24 protein-coding genes are annotated in these 24,922 nt (G+C 66.1%); 13 read left to right on the forward strand and 11 right to left on the reverse strand.

The window, feature by feature from the left end; all coding sequences use genetic code 11:
* The first annotated feature begins 148 nt into the window (after positions 1 to 148).
* Both ACFR9U_RS11755 and ACFR9U_RS11760 read left to right on the forward strand, forming a co-directional pair.
* Complete coding sequence (locus ACFR9U_RS11755) at positions 149 to 1,720, forward strand: succinic semialdehyde dehydrogenase (RefSeq protein WP_247380897.1); 1,572 nt, start codon at positions 149 to 151, stop codon at positions 1,718 to 1,720.
* A 485-nt stretch (positions 1,721 to 2,205) separates the two neighbouring features.
* Positions 2,206 to 3,285: a YihY/virulence factor BrkB family protein gene (locus tag ACFR9U_RS11760; RefSeq protein WP_247380894.1), complete on the forward strand. Its 1,080-nt coding sequence runs from the start codon at positions 2,206 to 2,208 to the stop codon at positions 3,283 to 3,285.
* A 22-nt stretch (positions 3,286 to 3,307) separates the two neighbouring features.
* On the opposite strand, the gene ACFR9U_RS11765 is transcribed toward ACFR9U_RS11760, so the two are convergent.
* From ACFR9U_RS11765 to ACFR9U_RS11775, 3 genes are all read right to left on the reverse strand, one after another.
* Positions 3,308 to 4,354: a Brp/Blh family beta-carotene 15,15'-dioxygenase gene (locus ACFR9U_RS11765; protein WP_247380890.1), complete on the reverse strand. Its 1,047-nt coding sequence runs from the start codon at positions 4,352 to 4,354 to the stop codon at positions 3,308 to 3,310.
* A 3-nt stretch (positions 4,355 to 4,357) separates the two neighbouring features.
* Positions 4,358 to 5,146: a lycopene cyclase domain-containing protein gene (locus tag ACFR9U_RS11770; RefSeq protein WP_247380887.1), complete on the reverse strand. Its 789-nt coding sequence runs from the start codon at positions 5,144 to 5,146 to the stop codon at positions 4,358 to 4,360.
* A 164-nt stretch (positions 5,147 to 5,310) separates the two neighbouring features.
* Positions 5,311 to 6,051, reverse strand: a complete 741-nt coding sequence (locus ACFR9U_RS11775; protein ID WP_247380884.1) for a bacteriorhodopsin — start codon at positions 6,049 to 6,051, stop codon at positions 5,311 to 5,313.
* A 257-nt stretch (positions 6,052 to 6,308) separates the two neighbouring features.
* Between ACFR9U_RS11775 and ACFR9U_RS11780 the strand changes: the two genes are divergently transcribed.
* The 5 genes from ACFR9U_RS11780 to ACFR9U_RS11800 all read left to right on the forward strand — a co-directional run bounded on the left by ACFR9U_RS11780 (position 6,309) and on the right by ACFR9U_RS11800 (position 9,951).
* Positions 6,309 to 6,770 (forward strand): histidine kinase, encoded by a 462-nt coding sequence (locus ACFR9U_RS11780; RefSeq protein WP_247380881.1) that lies wholly within the window; start codon positions 6,309 to 6,311, stop codon positions 6,768 to 6,770.
* An 81-nt stretch (positions 6,771 to 6,851) separates the two neighbouring features.
* The gene (locus ACFR9U_RS11785; RefSeq protein WP_247380878.1) at positions 6,852 to 8,033 is read left to right on the forward strand and encodes a tRNA sulfurtransferase; all 1,182 of its coding nucleotides are present in this window, start codon (positions 6,852 to 6,854) and stop codon (positions 8,031 to 8,033) included.
* 51 nt (positions 8,034 to 8,084) lie between these two features.
* Positions 8,085 to 8,639 carry a DUF6735 family protein gene (locus ACFR9U_RS11790; protein WP_247380875.1) on the forward strand — a complete coding sequence of 185 codons (555 nt, stop codon included), beginning with the start codon at positions 8,085 to 8,087 and terminating at the stop codon, positions 8,637 to 8,639.
* Between the two features lie 66 nt (positions 8,640 to 8,705).
* Entirely contained in the window at positions 8,706 to 9,488 is a 783-nt protein-coding gene (nucS, locus tag ACFR9U_RS11795) for an endonuclease NucS (RefSeq protein WP_379814383.1), read from the forward strand.
* A gap of 70 nt (positions 9,489 to 9,558) precedes the next feature.
* Positions 9,559 to 9,951: a cupin domain-containing protein gene (locus ACFR9U_RS11800; RefSeq protein ID WP_247380873.1), complete on the forward strand. Its 393-nt coding sequence runs from the start codon at positions 9,559 to 9,561 to the stop codon at positions 9,949 to 9,951.
* Positions 9,952 to 9,960: 9 nt separating this feature from the next.
* On the opposite strand, the gene mutS is transcribed toward ACFR9U_RS11800, so the two are convergent.
* The 6 genes from mutS to ACFR9U_RS11830 form a co-directional block, all read right to left on the reverse strand.
* Entirely contained in the window at positions 9,961 to 12,675 is a 2,715-nt protein-coding gene (gene mutS / locus ACFR9U_RS11805; protein WP_247380869.1) for a DNA mismatch repair protein MutS, read from the reverse strand.
* Between the two features lie 79 nt (positions 12,676 to 12,754).
* Positions 12,755 to 13,594 carry a DUF1641 domain-containing protein gene (locus ACFR9U_RS11810; protein ID WP_247380868.1) on the reverse strand — a complete coding sequence of 280 codons (840 nt, stop codon included), beginning with the start codon at positions 13,592 to 13,594 and terminating at the stop codon, positions 12,755 to 12,757.
* Between the two features lie 10 nt (positions 13,595 to 13,604).
* Entirely contained in the window at positions 13,605 to 14,783 is a 1,179-nt protein-coding gene (locus tag ACFR9U_RS11815; RefSeq protein WP_247380867.1) for an NAD(P)/FAD-dependent oxidoreductase, read from the reverse strand.
* A gap of 136 nt (positions 14,784 to 14,919) precedes the next feature.
* Positions 14,920 to 15,915, reverse strand: a complete 996-nt coding sequence (locus ACFR9U_RS11820; protein ID WP_247380865.1) for a sulfite exporter TauE/SafE family protein — start codon at positions 15,913 to 15,915, stop codon at positions 14,920 to 14,922.
* Positions 15,916 to 15,917: 2 nt separating this feature from the next.
* Positions 15,918 to 16,067, reverse strand: a complete 150-nt coding sequence (locus tag ACFR9U_RS11825; protein ID WP_247380863.1) for a DUF7512 family protein — start codon at positions 16,065 to 16,067, stop codon at positions 15,918 to 15,920.
* A gap of 21 nt (positions 16,068 to 16,088) precedes the next feature.
* Complete coding sequence (locus tag ACFR9U_RS11830; protein ID WP_247380862.1) at positions 16,089 to 17,264, reverse strand: MBL fold metallo-hydrolase; 1,176 nt, start codon at positions 17,262 to 17,264, stop codon at positions 16,089 to 16,091.
* 231 nt (positions 17,265 to 17,495) lie between these two features.
* On the opposite strand from ACFR9U_RS11830, the gene ACFR9U_RS11835 reads away from it, so the two are divergent.
* The 6 genes from ACFR9U_RS11835 to cydB all read left to right on the forward strand — a co-directional run bounded on the left by ACFR9U_RS11835 (position 17,496) and on the right by cydB (position 24,150).
* Positions 17,496 to 18,584 (forward strand): rhodanese-like domain-containing protein, encoded by a 1,089-nt coding sequence (locus tag ACFR9U_RS11835; protein ID WP_247380860.1) that lies wholly within the window; start codon positions 17,496 to 17,498, stop codon positions 18,582 to 18,584.
* 200 nt (positions 18,585 to 18,784) lie between these two features.
* Positions 18,785 to 19,963: an NAD(P)/FAD-dependent oxidoreductase gene (locus ACFR9U_RS11840; RefSeq protein WP_247380857.1), complete on the forward strand. Its 1,179-nt coding sequence runs from the start codon at positions 18,785 to 18,787 to the stop codon at positions 19,961 to 19,963.
* A 2-nt stretch (positions 19,964 to 19,965) separates the two neighbouring features.
* Positions 19,966 to 20,802: a helical membrane plugin domain-containing protein gene (locus ACFR9U_RS11845; protein WP_247380856.1), complete on the forward strand. Its 837-nt coding sequence runs from the start codon at positions 19,966 to 19,968 to the stop codon at positions 20,800 to 20,802.
* Between the two features lie 182 nt (positions 20,803 to 20,984).
* Positions 20,985 to 21,674, forward strand: a complete 690-nt coding sequence (locus ACFR9U_RS11850) for a peroxiredoxin (RefSeq protein WP_247380853.1) — start codon at positions 20,985 to 20,987, stop codon at positions 21,672 to 21,674.
* A gap of 75 nt (positions 21,675 to 21,749) precedes the next feature.
* Positions 21,750 to 23,150: a cytochrome ubiquinol oxidase subunit I gene (locus ACFR9U_RS11855; RefSeq protein ID WP_247380851.1), complete on the forward strand. Its 1,401-nt coding sequence runs from the start codon at positions 21,750 to 21,752 to the stop codon at positions 23,148 to 23,150.
* On the forward strand, positions 23,143 to 24,150 hold the full coding sequence (gene cydB, locus ACFR9U_RS11860; RefSeq protein ID WP_247380849.1) for a cytochrome d ubiquinol oxidase subunit II: 1,008 nt from the start codon (positions 23,143 to 23,145) through the stop codon (positions 24,148 to 24,150). Before ACFR9U_RS11855 ends, cydB begins: the two co-directional genes overlap by 8 nt.
* 9 nt (positions 24,151 to 24,159) lie before the next feature.
* Here cydB and ACFR9U_RS11865 read toward each other — a convergent pair whose 3' ends face one another.
* Both ACFR9U_RS11865 and ACFR9U_RS11870 read right to left on the reverse strand, forming a co-directional pair.
* Positions 24,160 to 24,357, reverse strand: a complete 198-nt coding sequence (locus ACFR9U_RS11865) for a DUF8073 family membrane protein (protein ID WP_247380846.1) — start codon at positions 24,355 to 24,357, stop codon at positions 24,160 to 24,162.
* Positions 24,358 to 24,483: 126 nt separating this feature from the next.
* Positions 24,484 to 24,684 carry a hypothetical protein gene (locus ACFR9U_RS11870; RefSeq protein ID WP_247380844.1) on the reverse strand — a complete coding sequence of 67 codons (201 nt, stop codon included), beginning with the start codon at positions 24,682 to 24,684 and terminating at the stop codon, positions 24,484 to 24,486.
* Positions 24,685 to 24,922 lie beyond the last annotated feature (238 nt).

Here is a 24,922-nt window from a genome sequence, read left to right on the forward strand (position 1 = left end):
CTGGACTAAAACGACCTTCACGCTCGCTTTGCTCGCGTGAAGTGAACCGTGCGCCCGCGGCGCACGGATGCTCGAAATACAACCCCCAACATCGGCAAACACCCGTGGCACCGACAGCCATAGATGCAGGCCTGTGGAACTGGCAAGCATGGCGAACGCCATGGAAAGCCGCCGCGAAGCCGCCGAGTTCGACACCGAGTTCGAGCGGCTGCGCGAGCGCGTCACGCTTGCAGACGACAGCCGCGAGTCGATTCCGGTCGTCGCGCCGTTCACGGGGGAACAGGTGGGGACCATTCCGGCCGGCACCGAGGCCGACGTCGACGAGGCCGTCGAGCGCGCCCGGGCCGCCGGCGAGCAGTGGGCCGAGCGCTCGCCCGAGGAGCGCGCGGCCGTCGTCGACGAGTTCCACGACCTCGTTCTCGACCGCCAGGACGAACTACTCGACGTCATCCAGACCGAGACGGGGAAAGCCAGACTCGACGCCTTCGAGGAGGTGCTGGACGTGGCGTCGACGGCCCGCTACTACGTCGAGCGCGGGCCGGGCCTGCTCACACCCACCCGCCGTGAGGGAGCCATTCCGCTGGCGACGCGGACCGAGGTACGCCACCACCCGGTGGGCGTCGTCGGCATCATCAGTCCGTGGAACTATCCCCTCGCCCTCAGCATCTCCGACGCCATTCCCGCGCTCATCGCGGGCAACGGTGTCGTGTTCAAGACAGCGGCGGAGACCTCCGTCACCGCGCTCAAAGCGCTCGAACTGCTCGAAGAGGCCGGCCTCCCCGCGGACCTCTGCCAGGTCGTCACGGGACGGGGGAGCGAACTCGGCGAACCGTTGATCGACCGCGTCGACTACCTCACGTTCACGGGAAGCACAGAGACCGGTCGGACGGTCGCGGCGCAGGCGGGCCGCAACCTCATCGACTGCTCGCTGGAACTCGGCGGGAAGAACCCGATGCTGATTCTGGACGACGCGGACGTCGACGTGGCGGTCCAGGGAGCGATCGACGGTTCGTTCACGAACGCCGGCCAGCTCTGTCTGTCGGCCGAACGCATCTACGTCCACGAGACGGTAGCGGACGCGTTCACCGAGCGGTTCGTCGCCGAAACCGAGACCCTCCACCTGGGCGTCGGCTACGACTGGAAGACCGACGTGGGATCGCTCACCTCCGAAGCGCACCTGGAGAAAGTCGAGGCGCACGTCGAAGATGCCGTGGACGCGGGTGCAACGGTGCTCGCCGGCGGCGAGGCGCGGCCCGACGTCGGCCCGTACGTGTTCGAGCCGACGATCCTGACTGACGTGCCGGAGTCGGCCGAGCTCTATCGGGAGGAGACGTTCGGCCCCGTGGTGTCGATCTACGAGGTCGGCTCGGTCGAGGAGGCCATCGAGAAGGCGAACGACACCGAATACGGACTCAACGCGAGCGTTTTCACCCAGGACAGCATCCTGGGTCGGGAGGTCGCCCAGCAGATCGAAGCCGGAACGGTCGGCATCAACGACGCCTACGGTGCCAGTTACGGCTCCGTCGACGCGCCGATGGGCGGACGAAAACAGTCCGGCGTCGGCCGCCGCCACGGCAGCGAGGGACTACTCAAGTACACCGAAGCCCAGACCATCGCCGAACAGCGCACCGGCCCGGTCGCCCCACCGGAACCACTCCCGCACGAATGGTACGCACGGCTCATGACCGGGCTCATGCGCGTACTCAAGCGGATCTCCTGAGCCAGTCGGTGCTGCAAGCCGGCCGTGCGATGCTTTATCATACTGGGCGTCGTACTGGTGGTATTCGTCCACGGGTGTCGGTGCGTTGCCGCGGACCCTGGAGGGAACCCATGAAGATCGCATGTGAGAACTGCGGGCGGAAGGTTACGGTGAATCGAGAGGGTCAGGAGTCGCGAGCGCCGATGCGCTACTGCCGACGGTGCGGTGAGGAACTGCCGCCGAAGGAGGAGTGGGAACGGCTAGCGCAGTAGGACCGCACTGGCAGTGACACCTCGTGAGCGCACGGTCATGTGAGTGGTGACAGTATCGCCAGTGCCAGCAGGGTGGAGAATTCCAAACAGCAAGCAGACGGCGAGCAGAGCGAGCCGTGTCCGGTCTTTTTCGCCCACGTTTTTCGAGTTCACGAAAGCGCGGCGCTCGTGAGTGAACTCGACGATGAAAAAGGTGGGCGTGCGAGTTTTCAGTGTCCCCAGCGGAACCGTAACATGGTCGGCCTTGCCACGTACACCCGAACGGGGAAACAGATCGCCGCCGACTTCTCCGCGAAGAACGTGACGTTCATGGCCGCGGGACTCGCCTACAACGCCTTCGTCTCGCTGGCCCCGCTGCTGTTGCTCGTGCTGTTCGTGACGTCCGTGCTCGGGGGAGACCTCGAAGGGCGACTCGTCGCGCTGGCACAGTCGGGACTCCCGACGCCGATCGCCAACGTCGTCACGCAGGTGTTTCAGGGTGAGTCGGGCGTCGCGGGCGCGTCGGCGGTCGGGATCGTCGTGTTACTCTGGGGGACGCTGAAGATATTCCGCGGGCTGGACACCGCGTTCTCGGAGATCTACGAGACCGAGGGGAAGAACACCTTCGTCGACCAGCTGGTCGACGGACTGATCGTGCTGGTAGCGCTGCTCGTCGCAATCGTGGCGACGATCGGGGCGACGGCCGTGTTCGCCGTGCTGGCGGGGACGATTCCGTTCGTCCAGTATCTCACTCCGGTCGTCCTCATCGCCGGGTTGGTCGTCGCGTTCCTCCCGATCTACTACCGGTTCCCGGACACGGACCTCGACTGGGAACACGTCCTGCCGGGGGCGATCTTCGCCGCGGTCGGCTGGGCGGCGCTCCAGGCAGTGTTCCAGGTGTACCTCACGTTCTCCAGTGGCGGGTCCGGCGACTTTTTCGGGGGCGTCATCGTCGTCATCACCTGGCTGTACTTCTCCGGGCTGGTACTCCTGCTGGGAGCCGTCATCAACGCGGTCATCGGCGGGTACTCCTCGGGGAAAGCCGGCGGCGTCGGCCAGGGCGCGACCGGCCACGAGACTGACCGCGAGGAGACGCTCGACCGCGAGGAGTTCGCCGAGTACCTCACGGAACTCCGGGCGGAACTCACCAGTTACGACGCGGGAACGAAGCCGTTCGCCGAGCCCCAGATCGGCGACCGACACCTCGACCCGGAGACCCCGGTCACGCTGATCGAGCAGAAGAAGCGGGACGGTGACAAAAAGAAGTGGGCCGTCTCGTTCCGCTGGACGACCGACGAGACGTCGGCCGGTCGGTCGAATTCGACCGACGACTAGGGGAGTCGCGAACGGGGTCAGGCTACCCCCAGACGGCCTGTTCGCGGTCCATCCAGGTGACCACGGCCACGTGGGGCAGCGTCAACATCGCGATGAGCACCAGATACACCGCGAGCAACCCCAGCACGTCGCCGGGACGGCGCGGGACGAACAGCCAGAGGCCACCGAGCAGTGCGAGCGCCGCGAGCGTTAGCGGCGTCGCCTCGACGGCAAACCGGCCGAGTGCCGACCAGAGCCGGCCAGTCCGGACCGCATCGCGCGTCCGCCGTGGCAACAAGACGAGCCGGACGATGTGTCGCAGCGAGTGCCACACGCAGAAGTAGACGCCGATGGCCAGCAGGGGAGGGACCACGGCGAAGTAGACGGCGAGCAGTAGCGTCTCGCCCGCGTCGATCAGCCAGGGGGTCCGGTCCGAGCCAGTCCGGACGTATCCCAGCGCGAGGTATCCCGCGATGAGCAGGCCGTACGCGGCCCCGAGTGCCAGCCGCGTCTCGACGCGGAACAGCCACGTCAGCCCCGCGAGCGAGTCCGCCTCGAACAGGGACGTCAGCGCCAGCGCGACGCGCCGGTACCAGTCGGGGAAGGCGAGCAGGGGCACGAGCATCGGGAGCCCGCCGCGAACGACGACCGCGAGCGCGCGCTGCAGTCTGCTCTCCAGCGCCTCGACCCGGGCGAACGCGAGCAGAGCGTAGAGGTCACCCTGGCCCCAGTGGAACCAGGTCAGCAGGATGAACCCGGCAAACGCGACCACGGGGGCGACGTACCAGACGACCCCGTAGGCCAGTCCGCAGACGAGGTAGAGCAATCCCACTGCGCCCATCGCGCGCCAGGTCGGACGCCGGCCTCGCACGCGGGGGAGCGCCAGGTGATCGACGGCGCCGTGGGGCAGTCCCAGAACGAGGGCGCTCACCGCCAGCGGGACGGCCTGGACCCAGAGGGGAACTGACGCCCCGAGCAGAAACGGGACGACGAGAGCAACCGTCACGAGCCACCCCGGCCAGAGGACGCCGCTGGCGATGGCGTCGCGAGCGCCGGCAGTGAGGTCGACGCCCGGAACGGACTCGGACACGGGTCACACCCCTGCAGACTCGCGGACGTCGGCGTACAGCGTCTTGACTTGCGGCCAGCGGTCGGTCACCCACCAGAACAACAGCAGGCCCTGGACGACGAAGAGGTTCGTCGACAGGAAAAAGAGCAGTTCTTCGATGGGGAGACCGAGCACCCCGACGCCGGTCAGGTACTGTTCGTCGAACGTCCAGATGCCGAGTTCGATGGCGATGCGGTCGGCGACCCAGAGATAGGCGCTGGGAACGAGCACGCCGACTGCGAGCGTCCGGCGCAGTTCCCAGAGCACGGGCCAGCCGAAACCCCACTGGAGCGCCAGGACGGGACCGGCCCACAACAACAGCGCCCCGAGGTAGTAGGTCGACTCGGAAAGCAGCAGCAGGCCCACACCGGCGACGAGGCCGCCACCGAGGACGCCCAGTGCACGATCGCCGAGAGAGATGCCGAACGGCCGGTCGGCCCGAGTTGGAAGACGACAGAGCCAGAGACTCGTGATCAGCGGCTGGAGGACGAAAAACAGGTACTCCTCGAGCGGGGCGTGCCAGAGTCGCGCGCGGACGGCCCCCTCGCCGTAGGACCAGACCCCCGTCGCGATGAGGTGGTTGTCCCAGGGGGTCGTGTAGACGACGGCGATCACGACGAGCAGGGCGACGCCAGCGGGCGCGGCGTACCGGCGACCGTCCGGCGGGAACTGAGTCGTCAGCGCCAGCCCGACGAGCGGCGGGAGGACGAACACCAGATGGAACTGCAGATAGCTGAGCGTGAGTACCGGTCCGACCGAGGGGAATCCAGTCATCACCGATCACCCGGTCGATACCCGACGGTCCGCCGCAGTTCCCCTATTCGTCTCGACACGTCCTGGTGTTGGGCGGGGACCGTCATGTCGTTTTGGCTGTTGTGTCAGAGTGATTCGTTCGGAGAGCTGTTGGCGAGAGGCCAGACCAAGCGGGGCGGCGGCGTTCAGCCGGCAGGCGCGGCGGCCTCCGGGGCTTCGACGGTGGCCTGTTCCAGCGTGCTCCGACTCCGCAGCAACAGGAAGCCGAATCCGACCTTGGCACTCACGTCGAGCACCATGAACGCGGCCGTCTCCCAGTACAGCGGGACGAGTGCGAGCCCTTCGGTGCCGATGAGCCAGACGATGGGGTAGGCCGTCCACAGCAGGATCGTCAGGTTCCGGAGCGTGCTGAACAGGTCCCCGACGTCACCGGGTTGGGTCGCCGCCTGGGCAGACAGCCGACTCACCAGGATGTACAGCAGAGCGAGGAAAAAGCCCGAACTGATCCCCCACCAGACGATCCGGAACGTCTGGCTCACGGTGATGATCGTGGCGATGAACCCGGTGACGATCATCCCCACGTCGAGACCCACGAGCGTCCCGATCGTGTTGCGATTCGCGCCCGCCAGCAGCGCCAGATCGAGCAACAGGAGCGGCGTCGTAAACAGCCAGTCCGCGTACCGGGCCCAGTAGATGTCGAGGGCTGCCTCCTGCCACGGGACCTGGAGTTCGATCAGGCCAAAGCCCATCGCCATCGAGAAGTACGACAACGCGGCGATGACCGGAATGAAGATCGTCACGATGTAGAACGCCTGTCGCTCGGGGTCCTCTTCGCGCCAGCCCATCCCGATGAACGCCAGCGCCCCGAGCGCCATCAGTGCCGTGCCGATCCACAGCCATATCGATTCCGTACCTGGTTGTGCCATGATACAATGAGCTTAGGAGACGACGATGATAAATGTCATTGGACAAAAATATTAGTATCCGCGCTGAGTGGTCTCGTAGGTTTCTCTTTCCCTACCCTGAAAACACGGGCGTTTCTAAACTAATATTATTAATTATATATTAACGGCGAGCAGGGTGGCCGACGTCGCTCGCGAGTACATGAATCGTGGGTGGTCGTGTGCCGAGTTTGCATTACGCAACTAGGGATACCCCGGTTCCTGTGGACGGTTCAGTCGCAATGTCGATACAGACAGACGCGGTGTACGAACGGGGAGTCCATCTCGCGGCCTGGCAGGCGGGCGTCGTCGGTGGTCTCGTCGGGGCGGGCGTCATGGCCGTCCTGATGGTACTCATGAATCCGCCAGTCCTCACCGCAGCCATTCCGGCCCTCTACGGGGTCAGCGGTGGGATCGCTGGCGTCACGATCCACCTCGCACACGGTGCGGTCCTGGGGGTCGCGTTCGCGGCCGTCGTCCAGTCAGGTGCAGTGGGGGACCGCACGGTCGGCCGGTTGCTCGGGGCGGGAATCGTCTGGGGCGTTCTCGTCTGGGCGACGATGGCAGCGCTCGTGATGCCGGTGTGGCTCGCAAGCGTGGGCTTTCCCATGGCACCGCCGTTCCCGAACTTCGCCGTGCCGAGCCTCCTGTGGCACGTCGTCTACGGCGGGGCCCTCGGCGCGGTGTACGTGGTCGTTCGCTAACCACTCGTCCATTTTTTCTAACCGACGTGGAGACGACTCGGCAACAAAGGGGCTTTACTCTCGAATCGTCTGGTACCGACCATGGAGCCGCCGGGGGCAGCAACGGTCGTCGTTCGCTACGGTGATATGAGCACGAAGAGCAGTCGCGTCCGCCGCGACATGGAACACCAGCTCGTCGAGAACATCGACGCGCTCCTGACCGATCGCGGGATTCCCGGCGACGTCGAGCGCCACTCGACGCGACCGCTCGTCCGGACGACGTCCGAGGCAGTCCGGGACGCGGCCGAGGCCGCTGCCGACGCGTTCGGCGTCGTCTCGACCAGCCCCGCGCGGTCCGTGCCACCCGAGAAAGACGCCATCCTCAATGCCCTCGCCGAGACCGCCGACGCCTGCTACGACGGCGGGAGTTTCGCCGTCAACGCCCGTCGGTCGGGGACGGACTACCCGTTCACGAGCGAGGAACTCGGCGAGGACGGCGGCCAGGCCGTCTGGGACGCCGTCGAGCACGAGTTCGAGCCGGCGGTCGACCTGGAAGACCCTGACGTCTGCTTCAACGTCGAGGTCCGGGAGGACGAAGCGTTCCTCTTCTTCGAGAAGGTGTCGGGACCTGGCGGGTTACCCCTTGGCAGCCAGCGCCCGGTCGTCGCCCTGGTGAGCGGCGGCATCGACTCGCCCGTGGCGACCTACGAGATCATGCGGAAGGGCTGTCCGGTCGTCCCGGTGTACGTCGACCTCGGCGAGTACGGCGGCCAGGACCACCGGGCGCGGGCCGTCGAGACCGTCCGCACCCTCCAGGGGTACGCACCCAACTTCGAGATGCCGCTCCGCGTCGTGCCCGGCGGCGACACCGTCTCGCTGCTTGCCGACGAACTCGAACAGGGGCGGATGCTCGCGTTCCGTCGGTTCTGTCTGCTCGTCGCCGAAGCGGTCGCCCTCGAGGAGGACGCTCGCGGGATCGTCACCGGCGAGTCCATCGGCCAGAAGTCCAGCCAGACCGCCCAGAACCTGAGCGTCACCAGCCCCGTCACGGACCTGCCGGTCTACCGACCGCTGCTCACGACGGACAAGAACGTCATCACCGAGCGCGCGAAGGAGATCGGCACGTTCCACGACTCGACGATTCCGGCGGGCTGTAACCGCTTTGCCCCCGGACAGGCCGAAACCAACGCCCACCGGGACCGGCTCACCGAGGCCGAACCCGACGACCTCCGCGACCGCGCACGCGAAGCCGTCGACGACCTCGAGCTCGTCGACACGACGTAATTCCGCGCTTCGCCCCGAGATTTTTGCCCGAAGACCGGACCACCCAGTCGCGTGACCGACGTGGGACACAGAGCACTCGTCGCCTACGAACGCGACAGCGACCGCTACGACCTGCACTACTCACACTGGGGCGCACACCGGTGGCAACTCGCGACCGCGATCACGCCCACACAGCCCTACGGACAGCCAACCACTCCGGAGAACGTGACAACCGCGACCGTCGATCCAACACCGCTCGCGACGGACTGCTCGTTCGGCGAGGTCCTCGAGTCCCTCGATTTCCAGCAGTACGAGGCGTTCTATCTCGTGACCGAGGCGTTCGCGGTGGAACCGTGGCTCGTCTGCTGGTTCGGCGTCCCGGGCGTCGACGAGAACCGACCCGGAGACGGCGGTCTCGTCGCCGTCGATCCCGAGGCCCCTCGTTCCGACGGGGCGGCCCTTCGAGAACAGATCAGGGACGCGAAAGAGACGGTCTGTACGCTGGTCGCCCGGGATCGAATCGACAGCGCGACGGCCCGAGCGGCGCTGGCCAGTACGGTCCAGTCCTGGGGACGGGAGGGGCGCACCGTCCGTCTGGGTCCGACGGCGAGCACTGCAGTCGAGTGAGCGACCGGTCCGCAACTGGGCCGGTCCCGACGGGCTTATTCGCCCGAAGGCCGGTAGTTTCGAGCAGTGACTGCGAACCAGGGGACGCCTGCAGAGACCGGCCAGCCTGTGGCCCACGTCGCGAGCCCGACGCCAGCCCAGGCGCAGGAACAGGTTGCAGCCGCCATCGACCGCGGCGACCTCGTGACGATCTTCGGCCACTGTACCGTCGAGTACGACGGGCGAGCGTCGAGCCACCTGGGCCCCGGCGACCGGCTCGTCGTCTGCAAACCCGACGGGACGACGCTCGTCCACACCGACGAGGGACACCAGCCGGTCAACTGGCAACCGCCGGGCTGCACGCAGGACGCGCGACTCCGCGACGGCCAGTTCGAGCTTCACAGCGTCCGCTCGACCCCCGAAGAGGAACTCCTCGTCACCTTCGAGGAACTGTTCCAGGTGACGGCCTACAACCTCACCGACGAGCGTGAACTTGCGCTCGTGGGAACCGAATCCGATCTACGGGACCGCATCCTCGACGAGCCCGCGCTGCTCGAACCGGGATTTTCCCCGTTGGCGACGGAACGCGAGACGAGTGCGGGCGCCGTCGACATCTTCGGCGAAGACGAGCGCGGGCGGCGGGTCGTCGTGGAGTTGAAGCGCCGTCGGGTCGGTCCGGACGCGGTCGGCCAGCTCACCCGGTACGTCGACGCGCTCCAGCGCGACCTCCACGCCGACGCGGAAGTCCGTGGGATCCTCGTCGCACCCTCGGTGACCGATCGGGCGCGGGAGTTGCTCGCGGAAAAGGGGCTGGAGTTCGTCGCGCTGGAGCCAGAGACCGATGCCGTCGCCGACGAGCCGACGGAATAACTAACCCACCCGGACAGTCCTTTCATCCACGAACAGTAGTTATAGACGTGTGCGCCATACCGGACCACGAATGCACCAATCGAAAGACGACCTCCCGGTTCGGATCGACACTCCGGACGCGGTGGCGCGCCGGCAACCGGACTTCGGTGACGCGACCGACTACGGAACGCTCGGTGCGGAGCACTTCACACTCACTGGGGGTACCGACATCACACCACTGCTCGAAGGACTGGAGGACGACATGTGCCAGTCACCGCACTGGGGCTACGTTCTGGACGGACAGCTCACGGTCACCTACACGGACAGCTCTGAGGAAACCGACGAGGGCGGGGACATGTTCTACTGGCCGCCTGGCCACACGGTTCGAGCCGACGAGGACTCGGACTTCGTCCTCTTTAGCCCCCAACACGAACACGGCGAAGTCATCGACCACATCGAGCAGCAACTGAGTGAAACTCCGTAGCGGGCGGCGTCACTCCTCGACCTGTTCCTGGAGTTGCTGTAGCAGACTGAGTGCTTCCAGTGGGGTGGTCGTCGCCAGGTTCTGCTCGCGAATCGTCGCCGCGAGGTCGGCGTAGGGCTCGTCCGAGTTCCCAGTGCCGTCCGCGCCGCCGGGCGCCTCTCCGTTCGCCTGCACGGTCGACGGGTCGTGCCCGTTCGTCCGGTTAGTTCCTTCGTGTGCACTTTCCTCCTCGACCGGCTCCTCGGCCAGGAGTTCTCGCGAGCGTTCGACGACGGCCTCGGGAACGCCGGCTTCACTGGCGACTTCGACGCCGTAGGACGCCGCTGCCGGGCCAGGGCGAATCTCGTGGTCGAAGACGACGTCACCGCCAGAGCTACCCGCTGACGAGCCGCCACTCGCTTCGGTCGCGGAGACATCTCCCCGTTGATCCGCGGCGAAGTGGAGGTTGAAGACGCCGTCGAGCGAGTCAGCGGCGGCGGTCAGTTCGTGGTGATGGGTCGCAAACAGCGTGCGAGCCCCGAGTTCGTCGTGGACGTACTCGGTGACGGCGCGAGCGATGGCGAGACCGTCGGTCGTGCTCGTCCCGCGGCCGACTTCGTCGAGCAGGACGAGCGAGCGCTCGGTGGCGTTGTCGAGGATGTCGGCGAGTTCCGTCATCTCGACCATGAACGTCGACTTCCCGCCGGCGATGTCGTCGCTGGCACCGACGCGGGTGAACACCCGGTCGACCAGGGAAAGTTCGGCGGCCGCGGCCGGGACGAAACTCCCGGCCTGGGCCATGAGTTGGATCAGCGCGACCTGGCGCATGTACGTCGACTTCCCGCTCATGTTCGGGCCGGTGATGACCGCGAAGAAGTCGTCGGCACCGAGGTGCGTGTCGTTCGGGACGAACGACTCCTGAGTCCGCTCGACGACCGGATGGCGACCGCCCTCGACGTGGGTCGCCTTCGGCTCGTCGACGAACTCGGGCTGCGCGTAGTCGTGTTTCGCGGCCACCTCGGCCAGCGACACCAGCACGTCGAGGGTCGCCAGCGTCTCCGCCAGTGATTGGACGCGCTCGGATTCGGCGGCGACGGTCGCGCGAACCTCTTTGAAGAGGCGATACTCCAGGTCGTCGGCGCGCTGTTCGGCCTGGATGATCTCGTCTTCGCGGGCCTTGAGCTCCGGCGTGTAGAACCGTTCCGAGTTCTTCAGCGTCTGGCGCCGCGTGTAGTCGTCGGGCACCGCATCGAGGTTGGCGTTGGTCACTTCGATGTAGTAGCCGTGGACGGAGTTGTGGCCGACCTTCAGCGAGTCGATGCCCGTGCGCTCGCGCTCCTGTCGTTCCAGCGAGTCGATCCAGGCTTTCCCGGACCGTTCGGTCTCGCGGAGGTCGTCCAGTTCCGCGTCGTATCCCTCCTTGATGACGCCGCCCTCCGTGACCTCGATGGGCGGTTCGTCCCGGATGGCGCGCCCGACGAGAGTCCGGACCTCGGCGAGGTCGTCCAGGTCCGCGCGGAGCGCCCGGAGCCTGTCGCACTCGCAGTCGGCCATGGCCGCCTTGATGTCGGGGACCACGTCGAGGGTGGCTTTCAGCGAGCGGAGGTCACGGGCGTTGGCGCGGCCCCGAGAGACGCGCGAGATGAGGCGCTCGACGTCGTACACGTCACGGAGGAGGTCGTGCAGCCGCTCGCGCGTGCGAACGTCGCCAGTCAGTTCCGCGACGGCGTCGTGGCGCGCCTCGATTCGGTCGCGCTCGACGAGCGGACGGCGCAGCCAGTCTTTGAGTTCGCGACTGCCCAGCGCACACGCCGTTTCGTCGAGCACGTCGATCAGCGTCGCGCCGGCCCGCCCGTGGACCGCGCGCCGCTCGAACAGTTCGAGGCTTTCGAGCGCGACGGCGTCGAGCAGCATGTACTCGCGCGGATCGTACCGCGTGAGGTGGTTGAGGTAATCAAGCCGCCCCCGCTGGCCGTCCTCGTCCCCCTCGGCACCTCGCGTGTACTCGGCGTAATCGAGGAGTGCGCCGCAGGCCCGAATCTCCACGTCGGTCGCCAGCAGGTTCTCTGGCGACCCGAAGTACGACGCGACCATGTCGCGGGCTGCGTCGAGTTCGAACACCGCCTGGTCGTACGGCGTGACCATGCACTCGGCGTCGAAGGGGTCGGTGGGCGCGTCGGGGCCGACGATCGCCTCGGCGGGACCGAACCGCCCGAGTTCGTCGGCGATGGCCGACTCACGGTCGGCGCTCGTGGCGTAGAAGTCCCCCGTCGAGACGTCGAGGAGCGCGAGGCCGTACGCCCCCTCACCCGCCGCGAGACAGGCGACGAAGTTGTTGTCGTCGGTCCGCAGGAGTTCGTCCTCGGTGAGCGTTCCCGGCGTGACGATGCGCGTGACGGCGCGGTCGACGACGCCCGTCGTCTCCTCGGGGTCCTGGACCTGGTCGGCGACGGCGACGCGATAGCCGGCGTCGAGCAGCGTCTCGATGTAGCTCTCGGCGTTGTCGATCGGGATGCCCGCCATGGGATACTGTCCCGTCGAGTCCTCGCGTTTGGTGAGCGTGATCTCACAGAGTCGCGAGACCCGCTCGGCAGCGTCGCAGAAGGCCTCGTAGAAGTCACCCACCTGAAAGAGAACGAGCGAATCGTCGTAGGTGTCGCAGAGCTCGAAGTACTGGCGCATCATGGGCGTCAGCTCGTCCGCCCTGTCGGCCATTTTCTCGGGTGCGCCGAGTGCCGCGTCCATACGCGTGGGACAACACCGCCGGCGGCATAGGCCCTCCGGAACAGGCACGTCCCGTCCGGGGGTCTGCGGGTCTTGGCGGCTACTTGCGCGAGTTCGCGCCCATCCGGCGGATGGCTTCGACGAGCTGGCCGAGCCCGGCCTGGACGTCGTCGTCGAAGAGCGCCCGGAGCACGCCCAGCGGCCCGAGTTTGTCCGGCGGTTCCTCCTCGGTGAACGCGCCGAGGCCGGCGTCGACGGTCTCGACGACGCGCGGGTCGCCGACGGTCGCACCGAGCGAGAGCGCGCGGCCCAGGCTCTGTCCGAGTTCGTACGGTTCGAAGTCGGCGTCCTCCTGCACGTCGGTGAAGCCAGCGATCATCAATCGGAGGTCGGCGATGGGGTCGCGGGCGTCCGTTGCGGCCTCGCGCAGTTCGGGCACGAGTTCTTCGAGAAGGCCGTGGCTCGCGTCCAGCAGATCGAGCAGTTCGATGAACGTGTCCGCGTTCTCGCCGAGTTTTCTGACGAGGACGAACGTCTCCTCGCGTTCGAGCGCCACCCGGAGCTGGGCCATCGGCTCGCGGGCGTCGGTCGCTGCCTCGCGCAGTTCCGGGGCGATGTCTTCGGCGAGCCCCTTCGTCGCGCTGGCGAACTCGACGAGTTCGGCCAGGTCCTCGGCGTTGTGGCCGACCGTTTCGAGCAGGGTGACAGTCTCTTCGCGTTCGAGCGCGACACGGAGGTCAGCCAGCGGTTCGCGGGCGTCGGTCGCCGCCTCGCGCATCTCTGGGGTGAGTTCCTCGCCGAGCTGTTTGGTGACGACGACCAGCTCCACCAGCTCCCGGAGTTCGTCGGCGTTGGCTTCGACGGTGTGCAGCAGCGCTCGCGTCTCCGGGTCCAGTTCCGCAGTCGTGACGCCGTCGTCGGCGTCTGAGGTGTCCGACATCGTCACCACCTCATGGGATCGGGTCGTAGCCGCGCATCCACATGTTCCAGTACATCGGCGGGATCACGTTGACGTCCAGCACCCAGTTCGAGCGCGTCTCGACGGGGGCCGCGATCGGGTCCTCGTAGTTGAACTCGGCGATCATCGCCTTGCCTTTCTTCGTCAGCACCGGACAGGCCGTATAGCCGTCGTACTCGGCCCGGAGCGGCCGGTCTGCCATCACCGCCTTCAGGTTCTTCACGAGAACGTGGACCTGCTTGCGAGCGGCCGAGGCCGTCCGCGAGGTCGGGAGATTCGCGTTGTCACCGATGGCGAAGACGTCGTCGTAGTCGTCGTGCTGGAGCGTGTGTTTGTCGACGGTGACGTACTCGCCGTCGGTCAGCGGCGAGTTGTCGGTCAGCGCCGGCTGGCCGTACTGTGGCGGGACCGGCGCGTAGAGGTCGTACTCGACTTCGCGGCCGTCCGTCGAGACGACGCGCTCGTTCTCGTAATCGATCTCCTCGACTTCGAACTCCGCGAGGAACTCGATGTCTCGCTCGGCCCAGATCTCCTCGACCTTGCCGTTGTAGTGTGCCTTCGGCGACGGCGGCGTGCCGAAGGGCGCCTCGGTCGGTTTGGCGACCGCGACGTCGACGTCGTCGCGGATGCCCTGGCGGCGGAAGTAGTCCTCGGCGAGCATCGCCATCTTCAGCGGCGCGCCCCCGCACTTGATCGGCGTCTCGGGGACGGTGACGAGGAACTGCCCGCCGTCGAAGTCCTGGACGGCCTCGCGCAGGGCGACCGCCGCGTCGTAGTGGTAGAAGGGGTACACCGCGTCGGTCTCTTCCCAGGCCTCCAGCATGCCGGGGACCGACTCCGGCGCGAGGCGATTGCCGAGGGCAGAGATCAGATAGTCGTACTCGAGCGTCTCGCCGTCGGTCTCGACTTGCTTCGCGTCGGGATCGACGCCCTCGACGGTCGCCTGCACGAACTCGACGCCGTCGCGCAACAACCCCTCGACCGGTCGATGTTGGTTTTCGGGCTCCATGTACCCGAACGGGATCAGATAGTACGCGGGTTGGTAGTGGTGTTCCGCGCTCTTGTCGACGACCGTGATCGACGCGTCACGGTCGAGTTTCCGGTCGAGCATGTTCGCCGCCATCGTGCCACCGGCCCCCGCACCGAGAACGAGAACGTCATCAGTTGGCATAGCGGCCATTGGCTCGCCAAATACAAAAGACTTTATTTAATACATATATAGTGTGTTGTACAAAAAGAACAATATAATTCGTGGATCTGGCCCTCGATCTCCCGGAACGGGGAGTGGCCCACGGTGAGAGAGGGCGTCAGTCGGCCGTCGAGCCGGTCGACGGACCCTCGGTAGTCCGGAGTTCGCGGACGCTGCTGAGCACGACGGCGCCGCTCACTACCAGGGCCGAGCCCAGGATGAGCACGATACTCACGGTTTCCAGCGCGTCGATCCCCAGCGGGTTGCTGAGGTTCTTGCTGGCGACGGCCAGACTGCCGGCCAGCAGCATCGCGGCGAAGTACCCCTTGATGTCGTCCTCGTCGGCGAGACTCGTCGCCGCGGCGCCGATGCGGGCGCCGAGAGCACTCCCGCCGAGCAGTGCGGCGACGACCGGGATGTTGACGTAGCCCGACTGGGCGTAGGTGAACGCGCCGAACGCGCCGGAGAGGGTGATCTGCAGGATGTCCGTCCCGACCGCGACGGCGGCGGGCACGCCGAAGCCGTACATCATCGCTGGCATCAGGAGGAACCCGCCACCGACACCCAGGATGCCCGAGAGGACGCCGATGCCGAAGCCGACGGCCAGGATGATCCAGAGCGAGACGGTTGCGCCGCCGTTGAGCGAGACGAGCGGCGGTATCCGGATGTCCTGCAGGTGCGAGGCGAACCCGCCCTCGTCGTCCTCGCCGGTGGACTCGCTCCGCGCGTCACGGAGCGTGATGAGTCCGACCAGCGCCAGCAGGCCGATGTAGGCGACGCTGATGAACAGGTCGAGCGCACCGAGCGCACTGAGGAACTCGATGACGTACTTCCCGACCTCGATGCCACTCGTCATGCCGACGACCATCAGCACTGCCAGTTTGTAGTCGACCTGGCCGAGGCCGCGGTGTCGAAGCGCCCCGATGACGGAGGTACCGAAGACGAAGGCCAGGCCGCTGCCGACCGCGACCTCCGACCGGAACCCCATGACCAGCAGCGCCGGGGTGACGAGGAACGACCCGCCCATGCCGAAGAAGCCGAACAGGATGCCGATGAGCAGGCCGAAGCCGGTGAACGTCCCCAGCATGAGAGCACTCATTCCGAGTAGTTCCATCGCTACTCACCCCGCACCAGGTCGATGACGTACGTCCCGAGGGCTCGTTCGAGCGCGCCGTACCCGACGTAGAGCGCGATCGCTTCGAGCAGGACCAGGCCCACGAGGGCGGCGGCGTGTGCGTTTCCAGAGAGGGATTCGATTCCAAACATGATAGTGGAGAGTGATTTCCCTCAGTCGTCGGCGACGGCGCTGTCAGAGGTGGCAGCACACCGGTTCGGCCCGAGTTCGAGTTCGGTCTCCTCGTCGTCGTCGTCGGGTTCGTACTCGCCGGCGTTGGTCGCGATGACCTGCTCGTAGTTCGGCGGCTTCGACGGGAGGTTGTCGAACATGTGCTCGACGAACTCGTCTTCGTCCATCCGGAGGATCTCGTTGTTCTCCCAGAGGTAGCCGACGGTCGAGAACATCGGCTGGCCGGGCGTCACGTCGATGTACTCGCCGTCGTCGGTGACCGAGAAGTGACCCGGCAGGATCTTCACGTCGTTCGACTCGGTCATGATGACCTTGTGGAGCGTCTCGTACTGGACGCGCGCGCCGTCGCGGGCGTCCTGGTCCGCGAACTGCAGCTCCGTCCGACCGATGGACTCGACGAACAGCGTGTCGCCGGTGAGCAGCGCCTCGTCGTCCACGAGGTAGGAGGTCATGCCCGTGGTGTGCCCGGGCGTGTGGACGGCTTTGATCTCGACGTCGCCGAGTTCGACGACGTCGTTGGGCTCGATGGGGTCGAACTCGAAGTCGGGGTCACGCGTCTCGGCGGGCTTGCCGAGGTGGTACGGCACGTCGAGGCGGTCGGCGAGTTCGCGGCCCTTCGAGATGTGGTCCGCGTGGATGTGTGTGTCCAGGACGCGCGTGACTTTCAGCCCGTACTCGCTGGCGGCGTCGAGGAACTCGTCGGTGGCCCGGGTCACGTCGACGAGGGCGGCCTCGCCGGCGCGCTTCGAGCCGACGACGTAGCCCAGACAGCCCTTCGAGCGTCGCTGGAGCTGCAGCACGACGAGGTCGTCGTTCTCGGTGGCGATGGGTGCAACGTCGTACACCATGCTCCAGGCCTCCATGCCGCCCTCGACGGTCTTGACGTCGTGGGCGAGGCCTTCGCGTTCGAGGTACTCGGCGAAGCTGCTGGCGGAGTTGCCCGTCGCACAGATGGTGACGACCGTGTCACCCGCGTCGAGGTCGTCCGCGTCGAACTCGCCGACGAGTTCGTCGTCGTCGCCGGAGTACTCCACGTTCTCGGCGTCAGCGATGTGCCAGTCCGCGTAACTGTCCGGGGACCTGGTATCGAAGAGGACGAAGTCCTCGTCGGCGTCGATCATATCTCTCAGCTGTTCTGCCGTGATTGTCTCGACCATCGTCGCTGTATTGTACCGACAGCCCACGTAAAACGATTCGAGCGGGGAGAATAATTTCTCTTAGATACTGAGAACGAACGGGTATCGGAGAAAGTACCCGAAATAACTTCCGGGACATCACTCGGCTACCACGAACTGAGACACCGATATTCGCGTGCGAAACGTGACACTCGAGACGACGGTACCAGTAAGGTCTTTACGCGCAATCCGCTAGAGAGTATTGTAAAACCAATGCAAACCCCAGACGTCGAGGAAGCGCTGATGGACCTGCCGCCGAGTTCGAAATTCATCTACAAGACGCTGTCGCGGGAGGGGTCGATGACGCTGAAGCAGATCACGGAGGAGACGCTCCTCTGTTCCCGGACGGCGCGCTACGGACTCACTCAGCTCGAGGAGGAGAACCTCATCGAGGCGGCACCGGCGCTTCACGACGGGCGACAGACCTGTTACAGCATTAGCTTTCGGTCGATCGGGCGTGACCGAACCGGCTACCCGGAGCAGGTGCTCGTCAGACCGGACAGCGCGTACGACCGACTGTCGGAGTTCAAGACGGACGATCCAGACCTCCGGCTCGTCGAGATCTCGACGGAGTACGACGACGGCCACATTCCGGGCGCCGTCGAGCTCGACCCGCGAGCCGACTTCCTGGATGCCGGGACGCGGACGATTCCGAGCGCCGACCGGCTCGAAACGATGCTCGGCGAGCGGGGCATCACCCCGGACAGCACGGTCGTCCTCTACAGCGACGAGTTCAACGAGTTCGCAGCGTTCGTCTACTGGACGCTGAAGTACTACCGCCACCGAGACGTCCGACTGCTCAACGGCGGCAAACACTACTGGACGGAGAACGGCTTCCCGATGACGGGAACGACGCCGTCCGTGACCCCCGTCGAGTACGAGGCACAACCCCCGAACGACCACGTCCGGGCGTACCGGCAGGACGTGCAGGACGCCCTCTCGGAGGACGTGTCCATCGTCGACGTCCGGTCACGCCAGGAGTACTGCGGGGAAGCGGACGCACCCGCTCGCGCCAACGGCCACATCCCGCGGACGGTCAACATCGAGTGGGAGAGCGTCGTGCGAGAATGTGGCCGATTCGAACATCCGCGGGCGCTCGAGCGCCCGTTCGCAGAGGCGGACATCACCGAAGAGGACGAGATCATCGTCTACTGTAACGTCGGCGAGCGGTCGGCGCTGGTCTGGTTCGCCCTCTCGGAGCTGCTCGGCTATCCGGACGTCGCGAACTACGACGGCTCCTGGACCGAATGGGGCAACCTCGTCGACGTCCCCATCGAAACCTGCGACTCGATCGAAGAGTGACCGGGACCGATCGCGAATCGTTCTGAACGCACCATTTCTCCGGGCTCGGTCGGACTGATCACAGCTGCGTACCGTCAGGTTCGGCGACAGGACCCAGCTGTCAGCAACCTTTTCCGCAAGTTCGCCCTCGCGCCGAGGTCGCCAACATTGTCTCAGCTACCTCAGCGTTCAGGTACAACACCGCCCAACAACGGATGTCTATGGATCACATAGTCGTGCTCGGTGCCGGCGTCGGCGGCACGATGACCGCCAACATGCTTCGCCGCCGGTTGGACCGCACCGACGCCGAAATCAGTGTTGTGGATAAAAGTACAGAACATGCCTATCAGCCGTCGTTCTACCTGCTCCCGTACGGGTACATGGAGCCCGACGACCAGTTCCGGGAGGTAAGCGAACTGCTCCGGAGCGGCGTCGAGTTCGTACACGACGAGGTCACGGGCGTCGACCCGGACGAGAAGGTCGTCGACCTCGGAGACGGCGACCTCTCCTACGACTACCTCGTCGTCGCGCTGGGTCACCGGCTCGCACCCGAAGCGACCCCTGGGATGCTCGAAGGGTGGGAAGAGACCGACTCTGTCTACCCCTTCTATCACTTCGAGGCCGCGATGGAACTGCGCGACGCGCTCGAAGAGTTCGACGGCGGGACGTTCGTCGTCTCGGTCCCCGACACGTCGATCAAGTGCGGGGGCGCCCCGCTGAAGATGACGATGCTCGCCGAGGACTACTTCCGCCGCCGGGGCATCCGCGACGACGTCGACGTCGTCATGACCAAGGGCAGCGACGCCGTCTTCGGCGTCTCGCCCTACCGCGAGAAGCTCGAAGAGATCTGGGCCGACCGCGACATCGAAGCCAACCTGAACTTCACGGTCGAAGAGATCGACCCCGAAGCGCAGGTGATCCACTCGAACGAAGGCGACACACAGGAGTACGACCTCTACGCGCCGGTGCCGCCCCAGGAGGGGCAGCCGGCGCTGACCGAGCACTCGCCACTGACCGAGGACGACGTCGAAAACGACGGCGAGTACGTCAGCGTCGACGAGCACACGCTCCAGCACACCGAGTACGAGGACGTGTTCGCCCTCGGTGACGGCTGCAACACGCCGAACGCGAAGACGGCCGCCGCAGCGCGCAAACAGGCCCACGTCGTCCTCGACAACCTCACCGCCCACATGGAGGACAAGCGCCAGACCGCCGAGTACAAAGGGTACGCCGCCTGTCCGCTGCTGACCGAGAAGGGCAAAGCGATGGTCGCCGAGTTCGACTACGAGGAGAGCATCTCCGCGCCCGTCGAGAGCCGGATGAACTGGATCATGGACGTCAACGTCCTCCCGAGTTTCTACTGGGACTCCTGGCTGCGCGGCTACGATCCCCTCCCATAACAATGGCGAGCGATTCACACTCCGCCGACGCCGCGGTCGCGTCCGACGACGCGTCGGAACTGGCACGAGCCATCGAGGAGAACGACGAGGAGCTCGCGGAGCTACTTCGACTGCTCACGACGACGGAAGAACTCGCCGAGGACCTCGCGCCGGAACTCCGCGAGGCGGTCCGGGAGAACCGCGAACCGATCAGCGAACTACGGCTGGCCTTCGAGCGCGAGGAGACGCTCGTCCTCCTGCAGCGCGTCGGCGAAGAGGCCGACACGCTCGTCGAGTTGCTCGACGTCCTCGCCGCGTCGAAGGACCTCACGGACGACCTCGTGCCGGAACTCCGAGTCGCCATCCAGGAGAACCGCGACGTCATCGAACGGCTGCGATACTCGCTGGAGAGCGAGGAGACGCTCGCGCTCCTCGAACGCCTGGGCGAGAACGCCGACACGCTCGCCGACCTGCTCGAACTGCTCGACGCGACCCACGACCTCGCGATGGATCTCACGCCGGAACTGCGCGAGGTCGCCCAGGACAACCGGAACGTCATCCGCGATCTCCGGATGGCCGCGGCGGGCTTCGCGGACGCCCACGCCGAGAACGAGGTCGAGATGTACGAACTCGGCCGGAACGCCGGCAACATGATCGCCCTCGTCCAGACGCTCGGCGATCCGAAGGTCACCGACGCCCTCGGTGCCACCATCGACGGACTCGCCACGGAAGACCCCGAGCCGGTCGGCTTCTTCGGGCTCCTGGGCGCGCTGTTCGACGCCGATATCCGGCGCGCGCTCGGTCGGTTGCTCGCCGCCGCCCGCGGCCTCGGCAGCGTCTCCTTCGAGGAATCGGACTGACGCCGTGGGCAGGTGCCGAGTCGGATTCGACACCGCAGGCTTCCCACCGACACTCGCAGCCCGGACCACCGGGGCCAGATACCGGAAAGAATGTTTTCTAGTTCGCAAACGTTGTACGAGAGTCCGAAAAGATAGTTCGTAGAAGACCAGTTTAATGGGTCGTCTCCCAATTCGGAAGTAGGATGACACAGGAACCAGCATCCGCGGACGAATCGGCTGTCGAGACGCCTGGCATCGGCGATCAGTTCCCGGAAATGACGGTCGAGACGTCCCACGGCGAGTTGACCATCCCCGACGAGTACGAGGGGCAGTGGCTCGTCCTGTTCAGTCACCCCGGCGACTTCACGCCCGTCTGTACCTCGGAGTTCGTCGCCTTCGAGCAGCGTCGCGAGGAGTTCGAAGAGTTGCAGGCCGAACTGCTCGGCCTCTCGGTCGACCGCGTCCACTCGCACATCAAGTGGACCGAGTGGATCCGCGACAACCTCGACGTCGACATCCAGTTCCCGATCATCGCCGACGACCAGGGAACGGTCGCCGAGCGGCTCGGCATGCTCCACCCGGGCGCAGGAACGGCAACCGTTCGCACCGTCTTCATCGTCGATCCGGAGGGCACGGTCCGGCTGCGCCTGACCTACCCGATGGAGATCGGCCGCAACATCGACGAGATCCTCCGCTCGCTGCGCGCGCTCCAGAAGAGCGACGCCGCCGGCGTCGCCGCACCGGCCGACTGGCCGAACAACGAAAAGTTCGACGACCGCGTGCTCCTGTCACCGCCCGGGACCGAAGCTGACGCCCAGGCCCGAAAGGAAGAGGTGGCCGACCGCGAGGACACGGACTACTACGACTGGTGGTTCGTCACGCGCGAACAGTAACGAGCGCGGTCAACAGCACGCAGGCGACACCCGCGCGGTGACAGCCGCGACCCCGACAACGACTCCAATTTAAGTATGATCGATCCAGTCATCGCCAGCAGACTTCAGTTTGCGGTGACGACGATAGTCCACATCATCTTCCCAGTGATGAGCATGGGGTTAGCGCCCTTCCTCATCTACTTCACGTGGAAGGAGATACGGACGGAGGAACAGGTGTACGAACAGCTCCGGACCTTCTGGACGAAGATCTTCGCGATCTCGTTCGTCGTCGGCACCGTGACGGGCATCGTCCTGGAGTTCGAGTTCGGGACGAACTTCGCGGCGTTCTCGACGGCGGCGGGCGAACTGTTCGGCGGCCCGCTCGCCATCGAGGGCATGATGGCGTTCATGCTGGAGGCGACGTTCCTCGGCATCTTCGTGTTCGGCCGTGACCGGGTCACCGACCGGCTCTACATGCTGTCGAGCGTCCTCGTGGGCCTGGGCACGTGGCTCTCGGCCGTCTGGATCCTGATCGCCAACTCGTGGATGCAGACCCCGCGCGGCTTCGAGGTCGCCCGCGAGAGCGGCCAGCCGATCATCGCGCTGGTCGACCCGATCGCGGCGTACGCCAACCCCCGCTTCCCGTGGATGTACGTCCACATGCAGAACGCGGCCGTGCTGTCGGTCGCGCTGTTCATGACCGGCGTCGCCGCCTACTTCGTCTGGACGAACCGCGACACGGAGTTCTGGCGGAAGACGATGAAGGCCGGCCTCGCGGTTCTGCTGGTCACGGCCCCGTTCCAGGCGATCCACGGCGACGCCTACGGCCGCCACGTCGCCGAAACCCAGCCCCAGAAGTTCGCCGCCATGGAGGCACAGTACGACACCGACTCTTCGGTCGGACTGAAGTTGCTGGCGTTTCCGACGAGTTTGGACGACATCACCGATCCCCACGCCGAGGACCTGTTCGTGATCGAGATTCCCTTCGTCGCGTCGTTGCTCGCCAGCGGGGGTGATCCCGGAGCGACCATCACCGGACTGAACGACATTCCCACCGAGAGTCCGCCGGTCGCCATCGTGTTCTGGGCGTTCCGAGCGATGGTCGGGCTCGGCATGTGGTTCATCCTGCTGGCGTTCTGGGGCGGGTATCGGTGGCTCCAGGGCGACCTGTTCGACGACGACCTGCTGGCGAAGGCGCTGGTCGGGTCGTCGGTGCTGGGCATCCTCACCGTCGAGTTGGGCTGGATCGTCACGGAGGTCGGGCGCCAGCCGTGGGTCATCCAGGGCGTGATGAAGACCCACGCCGGCGTCTCGCCCGGACTGACCGGGACGGAAGCGCTCGCCACGCTCGCCGGCTTCGTCGGGGTGTACTCGGCGCTACTGGTCCTCTACTGGTACGTCGTTGTGCGTCTGATCCGCGAGGAAGCGCCGACGAAGCCGGCGACGCCGAAAAACGACGGGAGCGCCAGCAGGGAGGTCGTCCCGAGCGATGACTGACGTGATGACGCCACTGAGCCTCGCCGACGAGCCGCTGTTCGGGTTGCCGCTCCCGGAACTCTGGTTCGCGCTGGTGTTCGCCGTCTTCGGAACCTTCCTGTTTCTCGACGGGTTCGACTTCGGCGTGGGCGCGCTGTTCGCAACGCGCCGCACCGACGCCCAGCGCGAGCAGTTGCTGGCCGCCATCGGCCCCTTCTGGGACGGCAACGAGGTGTGGCTCGTCGTGTTCGGCGGCATGCTGTTCGCCGTCTTCCCGTCGGTGTACGCCGACCTGTTCAGCCGCCACTACCTGCTGATGTTCGCCATCCTCGGCGCGCTCATCCTCCGCGGCCTCGCGCCGGAGATGTACGAACAGCGCCACGACGAGGAGTGGCAGCGCCGCTGGGGGCAGGCGTTCGTCGTCGGGAGCGTCACGGCGCCGTTCTTCCTGGGCGTGTTCGTCGGGAACTGGCTGTTCGGCGTCGCGGGCGTCGCGTCGGTCGCGAGCGTGCTGACGGGGCTCGCCGTCGTCGCGCTCACCGTCGTCGACGGCGCCGTCTACCTCGGGCTGAAGACGCGGGGCGACGTCCAGTTGGAAGCGCGGCCGCTCGGCTACCTCGCGCAGGCGGCCTATCTCGTCCTGGCCGTCGCGGCGCTGGTCGTCGGCAGCGGTTCGGCACCCCACGTCGAACTGTTCTCGCTCCCGACGCTCGGTCTGCTCGGACTGACCGTGCTGCTGGCCGTCGGGCACGTGGTCGCTGGCCGGCTCGACCGCCCCTACCTGGCGTTCGTTGCCGTCGCCGGCCAGGTGTACGGCCTCGTCGCGCTCGTCGCGACGCTGTTGTTCCCGCTGGTCGACCCGGTGACGGGGCTGACGGTCGGTGACGCAATCGTGTCGACGCTCCCACTGAACCTCTCGTCGATCGGCGCGGCGTTCCTGCTGCCGCTGGTCGTGACGTACTTCGTCGTGCTGTACTCGGCGTTCAGCGGCCCAGTCGAAGAAAACGAATCCTACGCGTAGGCACCTCGCCTACGTCTCACGCCACTTCCGATAGAAGCCGACGCTAAACAGCAACAGGAGCAGCCCGATCCCGAGATTGCGGAAGAACGAGCCCAGATCGCCGGTGATCGACAGTTGCAACAGGCCGACGCCGACGAGAAACGCGATGACGACCCCCGAGAGGGCGAGCATCCACGTCGCGACGTCGACGGACTCGGAGTCACGCACGGGAACTCACATCCAGCGGGCCGCGGCCACACGCGACACTGGGACGGAGCGATACATCACCGTGACTGCAGAGTGACGTGCGTATCATGGCGTCTCGAAGGAGGCCAGCGATAACGAGGGTGTTGGTCAGTGCGTCGTCGTCTCGGGCGACAGTCCGATGCCCGCCAGCAACAGGCCGGCGGCGACGAGCAGGCCGAGGCCAAGCGCCGTGACGATGTCGCCGAGCCTGAGCATCCAGGCCGCCGCACCGAGGCTCACGAGAACCATCACCGTGCCGGCCACGAACAGGGGCATGTCGAACCGCTCGCGACGATCTATCAGTGACATCAGTTGATCACATCCGTTACTAGCCACCGAACCGGCTAAAGTAGCGGTCTGCGGGATATTATTGGCCGTTTCGGCCGGCGTGCCGTCGGTCCCGGAAATAATTGCGAGCCGGCCGCACCCAGCGACCGACAGCGAGCTCTCGGTCGCGGACGGTGCGAGATCGTATCGGCCGCATGCCGTCACGGGGTCGATTCCGGCGCTCTCTGTCGGCGTCCGGGCCGACCCGCACGTGTTCGGC

Origin of the sequence: Halorientalis brevis, assembly GCF_042678165.1 — an archaeon.
Lineage (GTDB): Archaea > Halobacteriota > Halobacteria > Halobacteriales > Haloarculaceae > Halorientalis > Halorientalis brevis.